Below are 14,235 nucleotides of genomic sequence, written 5' to 3' on the forward strand. Positions count from 1 at the left end.
TGGGAGAGGGCCGGGGTGAGGGCATCAGGCCGCACAAAACGAACCTAACCTAATGCCTGAATCGCCTTCTCCAGCGCCTCGCGCAGCAGATGGCGGTCGTGGCGATATTTAATATCGCTGGCTTCCAGCGGCTCCTGCACCACCACGCGATCGCCAATCCCCGATACATCCACTTTCGGCCCGACCACGACACCATCGATAATTTTCTTACCAACGTACTGTTCCATCAGGTCCAGCTTATCCGCCAGCGACAGGCTTGCCGCCGCCGGGCTGAGTTCGCGGCCTAAATTACCGATATAGACCATGGGCGCAGGTGTTCTGCGCAGCGCCTGCGCCAGCTCTTTCACCAGCAGGATCGGCATCAGGCTGGTATAAAAACTTCCCGGCCCAATCAGGATCAGATCGGCCTCGGCAATCGCTTCTACCGCTTCACGCGTTGCGGGTACGCTGGGGTAGGTCATCAGCTCTTTTGGCGGAAGAAGAAGCTGGTCGATATTCACTTCACCATACACTTCGTGATCGTCGGCATCGATCGCCATTAAATCCACCGGCTGTTCAGACATCGGGATCAGGAATGCATCCACCTTTAACAGGTTACGAATTAAATTGATCGCTTCCAGAGGGCGCACGCTCAGGTGATCCAGCGCCTTTAACATCAGATTTCCAAGGTTATGGCCTGAAAGTTCACCATTTCCGCCAAAACGGTACTCAAACATCGCCGAGGCCACGCTTGGCTCCGTGATAAGCTGGTTGAGGCAATTGCGCATGTCACCCCAGGCAATCCCGCCTTCAGCACGTCGGATCCGCCCGGTTGAGCCGCCGTTGTCCGTTGTTGTCACGATGCCCGTCAGGCGCGAGCCCAGTGACGATAACGACGACATCACTCGTCCCAGACCGTGACCTCCGCCAAGAGCGACCACGCGGTCCAGATCCGCAAAAGTGCGATTGCGCATACCTATTCCTTATCCTGTTAAGCTTGCGTCACAGTAACGCAACTACTCCTAAAAGACGATGCCTCTCACAAACCATAATGACGTATATCAATGCGAAAGCGCTGTTTTTGCGTATTCTGTAGTGAAAATGCACGATAACACCGTTATATATAAATTTATATAGCGAAAAGCGACAATGGCGAAGTGGCGATTTCCACGCTACTATCGCCATAACCCCGTTTTCAAAACTGAAAACATACACTCTAGCCCTGGCGCCTGTGTCGAGAGATATGGCGCCCTGGCCGTGGCGGATTTGCCACCAGGGTACAGAAAGAAATGACTGTGCCTCCCGATCTGGAAAGGTGTACATGGCTTCACAACTTACTGATGCTTTCGCGCGTAAGTTTTTCTACTTACGTTTGTCGATTACCGACGTGTGTAACTTCCGTTGCACCTACTGCCTGCCCGATGGCTACAAGCCGGGCAGCGTCACCAATAATGGCTTTCTCTCCGTGGATGAAGTACGCCGCGTCACGCGCGCGTTCTCTGAACTTGGCACGGAAAAAGTGCGTCTTACCGGGGGAGAGCCCTCCCTGCGCCGTGATTTCCCTGACATCATTGCCGCCGTGCGTGAAAACGAACGTATCCGCCAGATCGCGGTGACCACCAACGGTTACCGCATGGCGCGTGACGTGGCGAACTGGCGCGATGCGGGGCTGACGGCGATCAACGTCAGCGTCGATAGCCTGGACGCCCGTCAGTTCCACGCCATTACCGGCCAGGATAAGTTCCAGCAGGTGATGGGCGGCATCGATGCCGCGTTCACCGCCGGTTTCGACAAGGTCAAAGTCAATACCGTGTTGATGCGTGATGTGAACCACCATCAGCTGGACACTTTCCTGGCGTGGATCAAACCGCGCCGCATTCAACTGCGTTTTATTGAGCTGATGGAGACCGGGGAGGGCAGTGAGCTGTTCCGTCGCCATCATATCTCCGGCATGGTTCTGCGCGACGAACTGCTGAAACGCGGCTGGATCCACCAGATCCGCCAGCGCAGCGATGGCCCGGCGCAGGTCTTTTGTCATCCGGATTATGAAGGCGAAATCGGCCTGATCATGCCCTATGAAAAAGACTTCTGTGCCAGCTGCAACCGCCTGCGCGTCTCCTCCGTCGGCAAGCTCCATCTTTGCCTGTTCGGGGATGGCGGCGTCGATCTGCGCGATTTGCTGGAAGATGACGCCCAGCAGGACGCGCTTGAAGCACGTATTTCCGAGGCGCTGATGCACAAAAAGCAGACCCATTTCCTGCATCAGGGCAACACCGGCATTACTCAGAACCTGTCCTATATCGGCGGGTAATCAGGCTTTAGAAGGAACCAGAAGATGAGTCAGGTAAGCGCGGAATTTATCCCGACACGCATTGCTATTCTTACCGTTTCCGAACGTCGTGGTGAAGAGGATGATACCTCTGGCCACTGGCTGCGCGAGGCGGCACACGAAGCCGGACACCAGATTGTTGATAAAGCGATCGTCAAAGAAAACCGTTACGCCATTCGCGCTCAGGTCTCACAGTGGATTGCGGGTGATGACGTCCAGGTTGTGCTGATCACTGGCGGCACCGGCTTTACCGCAGGCGACCAGGCACCGGAAGCGCTGCTCCCGCTGTTCGATCGCGAAGTGGAAGGCTTCGGCGAAGTGTTCCGCATGCTCTCCTTTGAAGAGATTGGCACCTCTACGCTTCAGTCCCGTGCCGTCGCGGGGGTGGCGAATAAGACGCTGATCTTCGCCATGCCGGGGTCGACCAAAGCCTGCCGCACCGCGTGGGAAAACATTATTGCCCCGCAGCTGGATGCCCGTACCCGTCCGTGTAATTTTCATCCCCATTTAAAGAAATAAGCTATGTCACAACTGACCCACATAAACGCCGCTGGCGAAGCGCATATGGTGGATGTCTCCGCCAAAGCCGAAACGGTGCGCGAGGCGCGTGCTGAAGCGTTCGTCACCATGCTGCCGGAGACGCTGGCGATGATTATCGACGGCAGCCATCACAAGGGTGACGTGTTTGCCACCGCCCGCATCGCCGGTATTCAGGCCGCTAAACGTACCTGGGACCTCATCCCGCTCTGCCATCCGCTGATGCTCAGCAAAGTGGAGGTAAATTTGCAGGCGCAGCCGGCGCATAACCGTGTGCGTATCGAGTCCCTGTGCCGCTTAACCGGGAAAACCGGCGTGGAGATGGAGGCGTTGACGGCGGCCTCCGTGGCGGCGCTGACCATCTACGACATGTGTAAAGCGGTACAGAAAGATATGGTGATTGGCCCGGTGCGTCTGCTGGCAAAAAGCGGCGGCAAATCCGGTGATTTTAAGGTGGAAAGCCATGATTAAGGTGCTCTTTTTTGCCCAGGTCCGTGAGCTGGTCAATACCGACAGCCTGACGCTGGACGGCTCTTTCGAAAATGTCGCCGCCCTGCGTGCGCATCTGGCGGCGCAAGGCGACCGCTGGGCGCTGGCGCTGGACGAAGGCAAACTGCTGGCCGCCGTGAACCAGACGCTGGTGGAGTTGACCCACCCGCTGGCCGATGGGGACGAAGTGGCCTTCTTCCCGCCGGTCACAGGGGGTTAAGATGACGGAAACCCGAATTCTGGTCGGCCATGAGCGTTTTAACGTGGGCACGGAATATGACTGGCTGGCCGGGCGCGACGAAGACGGCGCGGTCGTGACGTTTACCGGGAAAGTGCGTAATCATAATCTCGGCGACAGCGTAAAAGCGCTGACGCTGGAGCACTATCCGGGAATGACCGAAAAATCGCTGGCGGCCATTGTGGAAGAGGCGCGAGGCCGCTGGCCACTAGGGCGCGTTACGGTTATCCATCGCATCGGCGAAATGTGGCCCGGCGAAGAGATTGTGTTTGTCGGCGTCACCAGCGCCCATCGCGGGAGTGCTTTTGCGGCGGGGGAGTTCATCATGGATTACCTTAAAACCAAAGCGCCGTTCTGGAAGCGTGAAGCGACGCCGGAAGGTGAGCGCTGGGTGGAATCACGCGACAGCGATAAACATGCCGCCAGCCGTTGGTAGTTGGTTTACGCGGATGTGTTACTCTTAACGTGTGTGTTTACTTAATCAGGAGTGAATCATGGACCGATTTCCGCGTTCCGATTCGATAGTTCAGCAGACCCGTAGCGGGCTGCAAACCTACATGGCTCAGGTGTATGGCTGGATGACGGTTGGCCTGCTGCTTACCGCGTTTATCGCGTGGTATGCGGCAAATACGCCTGAACTGATGATGTTTATCTTCTCAAGCAAAATCACCTTCTTTGGGCTGATTATTGCGCAACTGGCGCTGGTGTTCGTGCTCTCCGGGCTGGTGCACAAGCTCAGCGCGGGTATGGCGACCACGCTGTTTATGCTCTATTCGGCGCTGACCGGGCTGACGCTCTCCAGTATTTTCATCGTTTACACCTACTCTTCCATCGCCAGCACGTTTGTGGTGACCGGCGGGATGTTCGGTGTGATGAGCCTGTACGGTTACACCACCAAACGTGACCTGAGCGGCTTCGGCAACATGCTGTTTATGGGGCTGATTGGGATTGTGCTGGCGTCGCTGGTGAACCTGTGGCTGAAGAGTGACGCGCTGATGTGGGCGGTGACCTATATCGGGGTGGTGATCTTCGTGGGCTTAACCGCTTACGATACCCAGAAGCTGAAAAACATCGGTGAACAAATTGATGTTCGCGACAGTTCAAACCTGCGCAAATACTCGATTCTGGGCGCGCTGACGCTTTATCTGGACTTCATCAACCTGTTCCTGATGCTGCTGCGTATCTTCGGCAACCGTCGCTAGTTATTTCCCCCTCACCCTAACCCTCTCCCTCAGGGAGAGGGGATTGCACGGTGCGGGCTTTTCTCCCTCTCCCCGTGGGAGAGGGCCGGGGTGAGGGCATCAGACCGCAGCGCTACCCGACACAACTCACTTCGCCAACATCCTCTCGTTCTTCGCGCGCAGCTTCTTCGCCCGACTCTCCAGCACCAGATAACAGACCGTTGCCAGCGCCAGCGGCAGGAAGTAGTAGATCATGCGGTACGCGAGCAGGGCGGCGATAATCGTCCCGTGAGACACATGCTCCCCCGCAAGCAGCGCGATAAACACCGCCTCCAGTACGCCAATACCCGCCGGAATATGCACAATCACCCCGGCAATACTGCTTACCAGCAGCACGCCCAGCACGAAGAAGTAGTTCACATCTTCGCCAATCAACAGCCAGATAATGGCCCCCATCGCCATCCAGTTAGCGCTGGAAACCACCATTTGCAGGACGGCAAACTTCCATGACGGCAGCACCAGCTTCTGGCCTTTAATGGTCATGTGACGACGTTTGGCAAAGGCGCAGGCCCACAGGTAGGCGGTGATGATCAGCAGCAGTACGATGCCCAGGATGCGCAGGGTAGCCTCATCGATGTACCAGTGCGCAGGCAGCTGCACCACGCCGATGGTGAAAATCACCCCGCCCAGCAGGATATACCCCAGCCAGTTGGTGGTGATGCTTAAGGAGAAAATACGCGTGATGGTGCCGCCCGGTAAGCCAAGGCGGGAGTACAGGCGATAGCGCATACCAATCCCGCCCACCCAGGTGCTCAGCGTCAGGTTAAAGGCATAGCAGATGAATGACACCAGCATAACCTGCCGTTTGGCAAGCTTATGTCCGCAGTAGGCACGTCCCAGCAGGTCATAGCAGCCGTACATCAGGTAGCTCACAATCACCAGCCCAACGGCCCCCAGCAGGACTGTCCGGTTGTAGTTGCGAATAACTTTCCACACCTCTTCCCAGTCCACCTTTTGGGCATACACCACCAGCAGGACCGCGACGGCAATGAAGAACAGCCAGGTCAGGATTTTTTTCGCCAGCCGCCAGCGAGGATGAGATTTCGACATCAGGTTTTCCCTCCATCTTCCGCCTCTACGCGGTCCTGGGTTTCCATTTCGGGTTGCACAGGCGGATCCACCAGCGCCAGTTTCGGCGTATGCGCGGGCAGCCAGCCCACCATGGCCGGGAAGTGGCGCAGGAAGTGGAACACCACCACGCCGATGCCCACGTTCCACCAGCTCCGTTTCGGCACCATGGACTCATCCACACGCACGCAGTCTTTATTGATAAGACCCTGAAGGTTATCGCGCAGGGTCTGATTAAACTGGCGATCGTGGATGATCAGGTTCGCTTCCAGATTGAGCGATAAGCTCAGCGGATCGAGGTTGCTGGAGCCAACGGTCGCCCAGTGGTCATCCATCACGGCGACTTTGCCGTGCAGCGGGCGGCGGCGATATTCATAGATCTGCACGCCGCTTTTGACCAGATAGCGATAGAGCAGACGCGCGCCGACCTTCACAATTGGCATATCGGGCTCACCCTGCACGATAAGCTTCACGCTCACGCCGCGTCGGGCCGCGTTGCGCATGGCGTGCAAAATCCGGTAACCGGGGAAGAAATAGGCGTTGGCGATAATCACCTCGCGCTTCGCGTTCGCCAGCATCTTCAGGTAATGACGCTCGATATCGTCCCGGTGCTCCTCGTTATCCCGCCAGACGAACAGCGCCTGCGCCTCGCCGGGCTTGCGGTTCTCTTCCGGGCGATGACGGCGTCGCCACCAGCGGCGAGCGGCCTCTTTGCCGGGTAAGTTTTCCAGCACGAACAGCTGGATGTCCTGAACCACCGGCCCTTCGATACGGATCGCGTAGTCCTGTTTAGCTTCGGGACCGTAATCCGACATATGCTCGGCGGAGTAGTTAATGCCGCCAACGAAGGCCACCGTTTCATCCACCACCACAATTTTGCGGTGCATTCGACGGAACAGGTTGGTGCGCATGCCGAACAGACGCGGGCCGGGATCGTAATAGCGGAACACCACCCCTGCGGCGGTGAGCTCGTTAACAAATTCGTCGCTGAGATCCGGCGAACCATATCCGTCGAGCAGAACCTCGATTTTTACACCGCGACGGGCGGCATGCAGCAGTGCGCTGTGCAACTGCCTGCCCACGTCGTCTTCAAACCAGATAAACGTTTCGAGAAAGACTTTCTGCTGTGCGTGGCTAATCGCCTCAAAAACCGCCGGATAAAAGTTATCGCCATTTTCCAGCAGCGTAATACGGTTACCTTCATGCCATGTGCATTTCATAAGTGGATCTCCGCGCTGAGTGGGGCATGGTCGGAGAGATGTCGCCAGTTGAGTAAAGCCAGCGCCGTCGGGCTGCTGGCGTGGGCATTTTTTACGTAGATGCGGTCAAGGCGCAGCAGGGGAAAGCGCACCGGAAACGTCCGCGCGGGACGACCGCGTGAGCGGGTAAAGATCTCCTCCAGCCCCGCCTTCGCCTTCAGCGGATGGTTGGCCCGCTGTCGCCAGTCGTTGAAATCACCGGCCACCACTACGGGCTCGCCCTCCGGCAGCGCATTGGTCCAGTCTGCCAGCATCTGTAGCTGGGCCTGACGGTGGGCTTCACGCAGGCCAAGATGAACACAGCCCACATGAATGGGAAAATCGAGCGCCGGGGGGGTGATACGACAGTATAACAGCCCGCGTTTTTCGCTCTCGCCAACGGAGACGTCGCGGTTCTCATAATGCTCGATAGGAAAACGCGACAGCACCGCGTTACCGTGATGCCCCTCCGGGTAGACCGCATTGCGCCCGTAGGCGTAATCGCTCCACATGGTATCCGCCAGAAACTCGTAGTGGGGCGTGTCGGGCCAGTTTTCGAAATGCATAGGGTGCACTTCGTGCGCGCCCATGACCTCCTGGAGGCAGACAATATCGGCGCTGACGGTGCGTACCGCGTCGCGCAGCTCCGGTAAAATGAAGCGGCGGTTAAATGCTGTGAAGCCCTTATGAATGTTTATCGTCAGCACCTTAAGCGAGAAATGCTGCGTTTTTTTGCTCATAAACACCTTCCTGGGTGACTATCCCGATGAAAATAAAGTGTAGTAGGCGTCACAAAAAGATGCGGCGTTACGGAATTTTCCGTAAAGTGCGGTAGTCTGAATTAGCAGAGAAAAATCCTTCAGGAGAGAAGCCATGAAGTGGCAACAACGCGTTCGTGTCGCAACCGGTTTGAGTTGCTGGCAGATAATGTTGCATTTACTGGTCGTGGCCGTACTGGTGATGGGCTGGATGAGCGGCACGCTGGTGCGTGTCGGCTTAGGGTTATGCGTGGTTTACGGCGTGACCGTGCTGTCGATGCTGTTTTTACAGCGTCACCACGACGCGCGCTGGCGTGAAGTGGGTGATGTGCTCGAAGAGCTCACCACCACCTGGTATTTTGGTGCGGCAATGATCGTCCTATGGCTGTTGTCACGCGTGCTGCAAAACAACCTGCTGCTGGCCCTGGCGGGTCTGGCTATCCTCGCAGGGCCTGCGGTGGTGTCATTGCTCACCAAAGAGAAAAAACTACGCGATGTTTCGTCTAAACATCGCATAGGCCACTGAGCCCGTTGTGGCCGCGATGACCAGTAGCGGCCACAAACTTCCCCATACAATATCCAGACTCGCATCCTTCAGATAGATTTGCTTGGTGATATCCGTGAAGTGACGAATCGGGTTTATCCACGTCAAATCCTGTAACCACACCGGCATGTTCTCCACTGGAGAAACGTACCCTGAAAGCAAGATCGCCGGCATCATAAAGACAAACACCCCGATAAACGCCTGCTGCTGCGTTGAGCAGAGCGCGGAAATCAGCAGCCCAAACCCCACCAGCGACAGGCCGTAAATCACCATCGTGAAGTAAAACAGCGCCAGCGATCCGGCAAACGGGATCTGGTACGCCCATATTCCCACCCCCAGCACGATGGTGGCCTGGAACGTCGCGACAATCAGTGCCGGCACCGCCTTGCCGACAAATATCTGCCAGGTGGCGAGCGGTGAGACCAGCAGCTGATCCAGCGTACCTTGCTCACGTTCGCGCGCCACGGACAGCGAGGTGACAATCATCACGCCAATGGTGGTGATCATGGCGATCAGCGACGGCACCACAAACCATTTGTAGTCCAGGTTCGGGTTGTACCAGTTGCGCACCACCAGCTCGCTGTTGTTGGGTTTGGGTTTGCCCGCCATCAGCTCCTGCTGGTAATCCTTCACCACCTGTTGCAAATAGTTCGCCGCAATCTGGGCGCTGTTGGAGTTACGTCCGTCGAGGATCAGCTGCATCGGCGCGGTCTGGAATGTGTCCAGGTTGCGGGAGAAGTCCGCCGGGAAGCGTACCAGCAATAATGCTTTTTGCGTGTCGATGGTGGGCTGGATCGCCTGCGGGCTTTCCAGAAGCAGGACATGGGTAAAGGCTTTGGCGCGGGCGAAACGCTGCGTCAACTCGACGGAATGCTTGCCGTTGTCTTCGTTGTAAATGGCGATGGTGGCGTTGGTGACCTCCAGCGTGGCGGCAAACGGAAACAGTACAACCTGAAGCAGCACCGGCAGCACCAGAATGGCGCGGGTCTGCGGCTCGCGCAGCAAGGATTGCAGCTCTTTGCGGATCAATGTCCATAAACGGTGAAACATCGCGTCGTCCTCCTGTCGGGTGGCGCTTGCGCTTACCCGACCTACAAAATCCGATGGCTAATCTAATCTTCTTTTCGTTTTCATCCACGTCAGCCCGATAAACATCACCGCCGACGCCAGCAAAAACAGGGTGTTGATAATCAGCACCACCGGAATATTTCCCGCCAGGAACAGGCTTTGCAGGGTGCTCACAAAGTAGCGCGCCGGAATGATGTACGTCACGGCGCGGATCACCGCCGGCATACTGTCTATCTGGAAGATAAAGCCGGAGAGCATAATCGACGGCAGGAAGGCGGCATTAAGCGCCACCTGCGCGGCGTTAAACTGGTTGCGGGTGATGGTGGAAATTAACAGTCCCATCCCCAGCGTGCTGAGCAAAAACAGGCTGGTAATAAAGAACAGCAGCACCAGCGAGCCGCGGTACGGCACGCTAAGAATAAATACCGAGACCAGCATACACAGTAGCATCGCCAGCATGCCGAGGAAGTAGTAGGGGATCAGCTTGCAGAGCAGCAGCTCGACGCGCGTCACTTCGGTCGAGAGCAGCGCCTCCATGGTGCCGCGCTCCCATTCGCGGGCGATCACCAGCGAGGTGAGGATCGCGCCAATCACCGTCATGATGATGGTGACCGCCCCCGGAATAATAAAATGCTGGCTGATGGCGGCGGGGTTAAACCAGTAGCGCGTCTGCACGTCAATCAGCGGTTCAAACTCCTCCCCCCGGTCTTCGGCGCGCTGCATCTGCCAGAGCTGCCAGATACCCTCCGCATAGCCCTGCACGAAGTTGGCGGTGTTCGGCTCGCTGCCGTCGGTGATCACCTGAATTGGCGCATCGGCGCCCGGGCGTGCCATATTGGCGGCAAAATCGACCGGAATGACGATCAGACCGCGAATTTTTCCGGCCTGCATTTTCTGGATCAGTTCCTGCCGGTTGTCGCTGATGGTGGCATCGATGTAGGGCGAGCCGGTCATGGCGTGGGTGAAGTCCAGCGCCTCTTCGCTCTGCTGCTCCAGCAAAATCCCGACCCGCAGCTTGCTGGAGTCGAGGTTAATCCCGTAGCCGAAAATAAACAGCAGCAGCAGGGGGATCACCACCGCAATCAGCCAGCTGCTGGGGTCACGCACGATCTGGCGCGTCTCTTTAATGCATAGCGCGCGCACCCTGCGCCACGAAATCGCATTACTGTGCATGGGCATTCTCCTTATCCCAGTCGTGGATGAGGGTGATAAACGCCTGCTCCATGGTCGGGTCTGGCTGTGCGTCGTCGGCGGCCTGGTTTTTCAGGTCGTCCGGCGTGCCGTGGGCAATCAGCTTGCCGCGATACACCAGCCCGATGCGGTCGCAGTACTCCGCCTCGTCCATGAAGTGGGTGGTCACCATCACGGTCACCCCTTTTTCCACCATGCTGTTGATGTGCAGCCAGAACTCGCGGCGGGTAATGGGATCAACACCAGAAGTGGGTTCATCAAGAAATAGAATATCCGGCTCGTGCATCAGCGAGCAGGCCAGCGCCAGCCGCTGCTTAAAGCCGAGCGGCAGCTCGTCGGTGGCGTGGGACGCAATGTTGGTTAACGCGAAGGCGTCGCTCATGCGGCGGATTTTTTCGTTCTGCGCCCGCCCGCGCAGGCCGTACACGCCGGAGAAAAAGCGCAGATTCTGCTCGACCGTCAGGTTGCCATACAGCGAAAACTTCTGCGCCATATACCCGAGATGCTGGCGCGCCTTGCCGGAGCTGACTTTCAGATCCATATCCAGCACCAGTGCCTTGCCGGACGTCGGCACCAGCAGGCCGCACATCATCTTAAAGGTGGTCGATTTCCCCGCGCCGTTCGGCCCGAGCAGGCCAAATATCTCGCCGCGCTTCACGGCAAAATTGACGTTATCGGTGGCGGCGAAATCGCCGAATTTTTTGGTGAGCGATTTCGCTTCAATGACCGTTTCGCCCGGCGTGCCTTCCACCGTGTGCAGGATGGCGCCAAGCGGTGATTCTGAGGTTCCCGCCCCGCCCAGCAGATCGATAAACGCATCTTCAAAGCGCGGCGCGGTCTCTGTCATGTCGATCTCAGGCATACCCTGCGCACGGCGGATATCGTCGGCGGTAGTCTCTTTTTTGAGGATCACGCGCACCGAACGGCCCTGAATCATCCCATCGCTCACCTGCGGCAGCTTCAGTACCCGTTGCAGCAGCTTGCGGTTGGACTCCTGCGCGCTGTGCAGCAGAAAACTGCGCCCGGCCATGGTTTGCGTCAGCTCGGTGGGTTCGCCCTGATAGAGCAGTTCGCCTTCATTCATCAGCAGCACGTCGCGGCACTGCTCTGCTTCATCAAGGTAAGAGGTACTCCAGAGGATCAGCATGCCGTCACCCGCCAGCTCGTGCACCATCTGCCACAGCTCGCGGCGGGAAATCGGGTCCACGCCCACGCCGGGTTCATCCAGCAAGAGCACCTTCGGTTCGCCCACCAGCGTGCAGGCCAGCCCCAGCTTCTGCTTCATCCCGCCGGAAAGTTTGCCCGCCAGCCGGTCGGTGAACGGGCCGAGGGAGGTAAACGCCAGCAGACGCTGGAAGGTTTTCTGCCGGGTTTCGCCGGTAACGCTGCGCAGATCGGCATACAGGTTGAGGTTTTCCATTACCGTCAGATCTTCGTACAGACCAAACTTCTGCGGCATATAGCCGAGCATGCCGTGGAGCGCCGCGTCGTCTTTGATCGGATCGAGGCCAAGCACGCTGGCACTGCCTTCATCCGGCTTCAGCAATCCCGCCAGCATCCGCATCAGCGTGGTTTTACCCGCGCCGTCCGGCCCCACCAGCCCGGTCACATAGCCTTTCTGAATCGTACAATTCAGCGGTGCGACCGCCGGTTTGGCCATTCCCGGGAAGCGTTTGACCAGATTGTTGAGCTGGATAACCGCATCATTCATGTCGTTCCCCGTCGTTTAAGGTCACGGTAACAGGCATGCCCTGACGCAGCGCGTCGTCCGCATCGGTGACGATGATGCGCAGGCGATACACCAGGTCGGTACGCAGGTCCGGGGTTTCAACGGTTTTTGGCGTGAACTCGGCGGTAGGGGAGACGAAGCCCACTTTGCCGTGATACGGCTTGTCCGGGCGACCGTCGGTATAGAGCAGCAGTTCGCGGCCCGGCTGCATCTGGCCAAGATTTGGCTCATCAATGTAAGCGCGCACCCACACCGGACGGGTTAAGGAGAGCGTTAACACGGTGCTGCCCGCGCTGAGCATGCTGCCCGGCTCCACGGCGCGGGTCATCAGCGTGCCGTCAGACGGGGCGATTAACGTGGTGTCGTGCAGATCCAGCTCCGCCTGGGCTAACTGCGCCTGCGCCTGCTCAAGGCTGGCCTTCGCCTGGGCAATGTCCTGCGCACGGTTACCGGTGCGGTACTGGCTTAGCTTATCCTGGGCAGATTTCAGCGTCGCCTGCGCCTGGTCGCGGGATGAGCGCGCGTTTTCCAGGTCGTTGGCGGAAATAGTGCGGCTTTTCCATAAGCCTTGCTGACGGTTATAGAAATTCTGCGCATAGTCATAGGCGGCTTTTGCCTGCTTAACGGCAGCGGCCGCCTGGGAGATCTCTTCGTCACGGTAGCCCGCCAGCATCAGGTCGTATTGCGCCTGTGCGACGGAAACGCCTGCTTTTGCCTGCATCAGCGCGTTCTCAAACGGGGCTTTGTCCAGCATTCCCAGCGTCTGCCCGGCTTTGATGGCATCGCCTTCGTCAACGTTCAGCGAGGCCAGCCGTCCGCCGACGCGGAAGCTCATGTTCACGGTGCGGATATCCACGTTGCCGTACAGCGTCAGGCCACGATCCTGCTGGCTCTGATACCACAGCCAGCCACCGATTCCCGCAGCAAGTAACACAACAACCACCAGAATGATGGCGACAGGTTTTTTCATGACTTCTGGCTCCTTTGCGTTAAGCCTTGCAGGATCAGATCAACGTGACAGGTAATGACCTGGCTAATTTGCGCGGCTTTATCCTCATCGAATTGTGTCCAGCCCGTACGTAACAGGATGGTCTCACGCCCCAGACGGAAGGCGAGCACTTCGCCCAGCAGGGCGTGGGTATGCAAAATGGTGTCGGTATCGCTGGCGTCCCGTCCGGTATAGGCGGCGATCAGCCGGGTCAGATGGCTGTGCATCGGGGCGATCACCTGATCGTGCACCAGCTGGTACGCTGTAGTGGGGGAGAGCTGCTCGCGGGAGATAAATTTGCTCAGGTTCAGCGTATCGTCGTGCGTCAGCAAGCGGATCATGTTGTGACAGGCGTTAAGGATCAGCTGGCGGATGGCAGCCCGGTCAGGCTCTGGCTGGCTGAACAGCGCGGTGGCTTCTTCCACGTGCGGGCGAAAGCTGGTGCCGATAAAATCCGCGATCCACTGGGCGCAGGCGAGGTATAAATCCTCTTTTGAGCCAAAATAGTAGGTGATGGCCGCAATATTCTGCCCGGCCTGAGCGGCGATATCCCGCGTGGTGGCATGCAGACCATACTCGCCAAACTGCGCCAGCGCGGCGGCGATAAGCTGACTTTTCGCCTGTTCGCCTTTGGTTGTCGTTGGGGTTGTATTCATAGCAGCATTAAAAATTAATCAATCGATTGATTAAGATTATGCCTGATTTGCGCAAACGTCGAGTCATGGCCGGGGATATTTTATGCGCCACGTCACAAAAGCTGCTACACTCCGCTCCTTCGCGACATTGTGGTTTTTGTCCTTCTATTCGTTATATCTCCCTGAAAACTACACCTGTGATG

General features: G+C 57.6%; 16 protein-coding genes and 1 riboswitch. Of the genes, 7 read left to right on the top strand and 9 right to left on the bottom strand.

The genetic code is table 11. The annotated features are described in order from the left end of the window. Positions 1–44: 44 nt before the first annotated feature. Positions 45–953, bottom strand: a complete 909-nt coding sequence (yvcK, locus tag INF61_RS02505; RefSeq protein ID WP_017384936.1) for a uridine diphosphate-N-acetylglucosamine-binding protein YvcK — start codon at positions 951–953, stop codon at positions 45–47. A 226-nt stretch (positions 954–1,179) separates the two neighbouring features. After that, positions 1,180–1,313, top strand: a riboswitch (molybdenum cofactor riboswitch). Between yvcK and moaA the strand changes: the two genes are divergently transcribed. From moaA to INF61_RS02535, 6 genes are all read left to right on the top strand, one after another. Further along, positions 1,301–2,290 (top strand): GTP 3',8-cyclase MoaA, encoded by a 990-nt coding sequence (gene moaA / locus INF61_RS02510; protein WP_047364671.1) that lies wholly within the window; start codon positions 1,301–1,303, stop codon positions 2,288–2,290. It overlaps the preceding riboswitch by 13 nt. Positions 2,291–2,314: 24 nt before the next feature. Further along, a complete protein-coding gene (gene moaB, locus INF61_RS02515; protein WP_015571084.1) occupies positions 2,315–2,827 on the top strand; it encodes a molybdenum cofactor biosynthesis protein B in 513 nt (170 codons plus the stop codon). A 3-nt stretch (positions 2,828–2,830) separates the two neighbouring features. Continuing rightward, positions 2,831–3,316, top strand: a complete 486-nt coding sequence (gene moaC, locus INF61_RS02520) for a cyclic pyranopterin monophosphate synthase MoaC (RefSeq protein ID WP_017384934.1) — start codon at positions 2,831–2,833, stop codon at positions 3,314–3,316. Continuing rightward, a complete protein-coding gene (gene moaD, locus INF61_RS02525) occupies positions 3,309–3,554 on the top strand; it encodes a molybdopterin synthase sulfur carrier subunit (RefSeq protein ID WP_003858510.1) in 246 nt (81 codons plus the stop codon). The genes moaC and moaD overlap by 8 nt, the downstream gene beginning before the upstream one ends. Position 3,555: 1 nt before the next feature. Then, positions 3,556–4,008: a molybdopterin synthase catalytic subunit MoaE gene (gene moaE, locus INF61_RS02530; RefSeq protein WP_015571082.1), complete on the top strand. Its 453-nt coding sequence runs from the start codon at positions 3,556–3,558 to the stop codon at positions 4,006–4,008. A 58-nt stretch (positions 4,009–4,066) separates the two neighbouring features. After that, positions 4,067–4,774, top strand: coding sequence for a Bax inhibitor-1/YccA family protein (locus INF61_RS02535; protein ID WP_015571081.1), 708 nt, complete (start codon positions 4,067–4,069; stop codon positions 4,772–4,774). Positions 4,775–4,900: 126 nt separating this feature from the next. Here the strand turns inward: INF61_RS02535 and INF61_RS02540 are convergent, their stop codons facing one another. From INF61_RS02540 to INF61_RS02550, 3 genes are read right to left on the bottom strand one after another with little or no spacing between them, the layout of a single operon-like run. After that, a complete protein-coding gene (locus tag INF61_RS02540) occupies positions 4,901–5,863 on the bottom strand; it encodes a YbhN family protein (protein ID WP_193547499.1) in 963 nt (320 codons plus the stop codon). Continuing rightward, entirely contained in the window at positions 5,863–7,101 is a 1,239-nt protein-coding gene (gene clsB / locus INF61_RS02545) for a cardiolipin synthase ClsB (protein ID WP_193547500.1), read from the bottom strand. The genes INF61_RS02540 and clsB overlap by 1 nt, the downstream gene beginning before the upstream one ends. Then, the gene (locus INF61_RS02550) at positions 7,098–7,859 is read right to left on the bottom strand and encodes an endonuclease/exonuclease/phosphatase family protein (protein WP_023296149.1); all 762 of its coding nucleotides are present in this window, start codon (positions 7,857–7,859) and stop codon (positions 7,098–7,100) included. Before INF61_RS02550 ends, clsB begins: the two co-directional genes overlap by 4 nt. Positions 7,860–7,992: 133 nt before the next feature. On the opposite strand from INF61_RS02550, the gene INF61_RS02555 reads away from it, so the two are divergent. Continuing rightward, positions 7,993–8,403: a YbhQ family protein gene (locus INF61_RS02555; RefSeq protein ID WP_003858499.1), complete on the top strand. Its 411-nt coding sequence runs from the start codon at positions 7,993–7,995 to the stop codon at positions 8,401–8,403. Here the strand turns inward: INF61_RS02555 and INF61_RS02560 are convergent. From INF61_RS02560 to cecR, 5 genes are read right to left on the bottom strand one after another with little or no spacing between them, the layout of a single operon-like run. Next, positions 8,365–9,471 carry an ABC transporter permease gene (locus tag INF61_RS02560; RefSeq protein WP_017384932.1) on the bottom strand — a complete coding sequence of 369 codons (1,107 nt, stop codon included), beginning with the start codon at positions 9,469–9,471 and terminating at the stop codon, positions 8,365–8,367. The genes INF61_RS02555 and INF61_RS02560 overlap by 39 nt on opposite strands. A gap of 57 nt (positions 9,472–9,528) precedes the next feature. Then, complete coding sequence (locus INF61_RS02565; protein WP_165747240.1) at positions 9,529–10,662, bottom strand: ABC transporter permease; 1,134 nt, start codon at positions 10,660–10,662, stop codon at positions 9,529–9,531. Then, on the bottom strand, positions 10,652–12,391 hold the full coding sequence (locus INF61_RS02570) for an ATP-binding cassette domain-containing protein (protein ID WP_047637487.1): 1,740 nt from the start codon (positions 12,389–12,391) through the stop codon (positions 10,652–10,654). The genes INF61_RS02565 and INF61_RS02570 overlap by 11 nt, the downstream gene beginning before the upstream one ends. Continuing rightward, complete coding sequence (hlyD, locus tag INF61_RS02575) at positions 12,384–13,379, bottom strand: secretion protein HlyD (RefSeq protein ID WP_017384929.1); 996 nt, start codon at positions 13,377–13,379, stop codon at positions 12,384–12,386. Before hlyD ends, INF61_RS02570 begins: the two co-directional genes overlap by 8 nt. After that, entirely contained in the window at positions 13,376–14,053 is a 678-nt protein-coding gene (gene cecR / locus INF61_RS02580; protein WP_017384928.1) for a transcriptional regulator CecR, read from the bottom strand. Before cecR ends, hlyD begins: the two co-directional genes overlap by 4 nt. Positions 14,054–14,235 lie beyond the last annotated feature (182 nt).

Source organism: Enterobacter cloacae complex sp. P18RS (assembly GCF_014982105.1).
GTDB classification, from domain to species: Bacteria; Pseudomonadota; Gammaproteobacteria; order Enterobacterales; family Enterobacteriaceae; genus Enterobacter; species Enterobacter hormaechei_C.

Bases quoted from the DNA above. Each gene is read 5' to 3' on its own strand.
- cecR (WP_017384928.1), bottom strand. From the start codon at position 14,053: ATGAATACAACCCCAACGACAACCAAAGGCGAACAGGCGAAAAGTCAG.
- INF61_RS02535 (WP_015571081.1), top strand. From the start codon at position 4,067: ATGGACCGATTTCCGCGTTCCGATTCGATAGTTCAGCAGACCCGTAGC.
- INF61_RS02555 (WP_003858499.1), top strand. From the start codon at position 7,993: ATGAAGTGGCAACAACGCGTTCGTGTCGCAACCGGTTTGAGTTGCTGG.
- INF61_RS02550 (WP_023296149.1), bottom strand. From the start codon at position 7,859: ATGAGCAAAAAAACGCAGCATTTCTCGCTTAAGGTGCTGACGATAAAC.
- moaA (WP_047364671.1), top strand. From the start codon at position 1,301: ATGGCTTCACAACTTACTGATGCTTTCGCGCGTAAGTTTTTCTACTTA.
- clsB (WP_193547500.1), bottom strand. From the start codon at position 7,101: ATGAAATGCACATGGCATGAAGGTAACCGTATTACGCTGCTGGAAAAT.
- INF61_RS02570 (WP_047637487.1), bottom strand. From the start codon at position 12,391: ATGAATGATGCGGTTATCCAGCTCAACAATCTGGTCAAACGCTTCCCG.
- moaD (WP_003858510.1), top strand. From the start codon at position 3,309: ATGATTAAGGTGCTCTTTTTTGCCCAGGTCCGTGAGCTGGTCAATACC.
- moaC (WP_017384934.1), top strand. From the start codon at position 2,831: ATGTCACAACTGACCCACATAAACGCCGCTGGCGAAGCGCATATGGTG.
- hlyD (WP_017384929.1), bottom strand. From the start codon at position 13,379: ATGAAAAAACCTGTCGCCATCATTCTGGTGGTTGTTGTGTTACTTGCT.
- INF61_RS02560 (WP_017384932.1), bottom strand. From the start codon at position 9,471: ATGTTTCACCGTTTATGGACATTGATCCGCAAAGAGCTGCAATCCTTG.
- moaE (WP_015571082.1), top strand. From the start codon at position 3,556: ATGACGGAAACCCGAATTCTGGTCGGCCATGAGCGTTTTAACGTGGGC.
- yvcK (WP_017384936.1), bottom strand. From the start codon at position 953: ATGCGCAATCGCACTTTTGCGGATCTGGACCGCGTGGTCGCTCTTGGC.
- INF61_RS02540 (WP_193547499.1), bottom strand. From the start codon at position 5,863: ATGTCGAAATCTCATCCTCGCTGGCGGCTGGCGAAAAAAATCCTGACC.
- moaB (WP_015571084.1), top strand. From the start codon at position 2,315: ATGAGTCAGGTAAGCGCGGAATTTATCCCGACACGCATTGCTATTCTT.
- INF61_RS02565 (WP_165747240.1), bottom strand. From the start codon at position 10,662: ATGCACAGTAATGCGATTTCGTGGCGCAGGGTGCGCGCGCTATGCATT.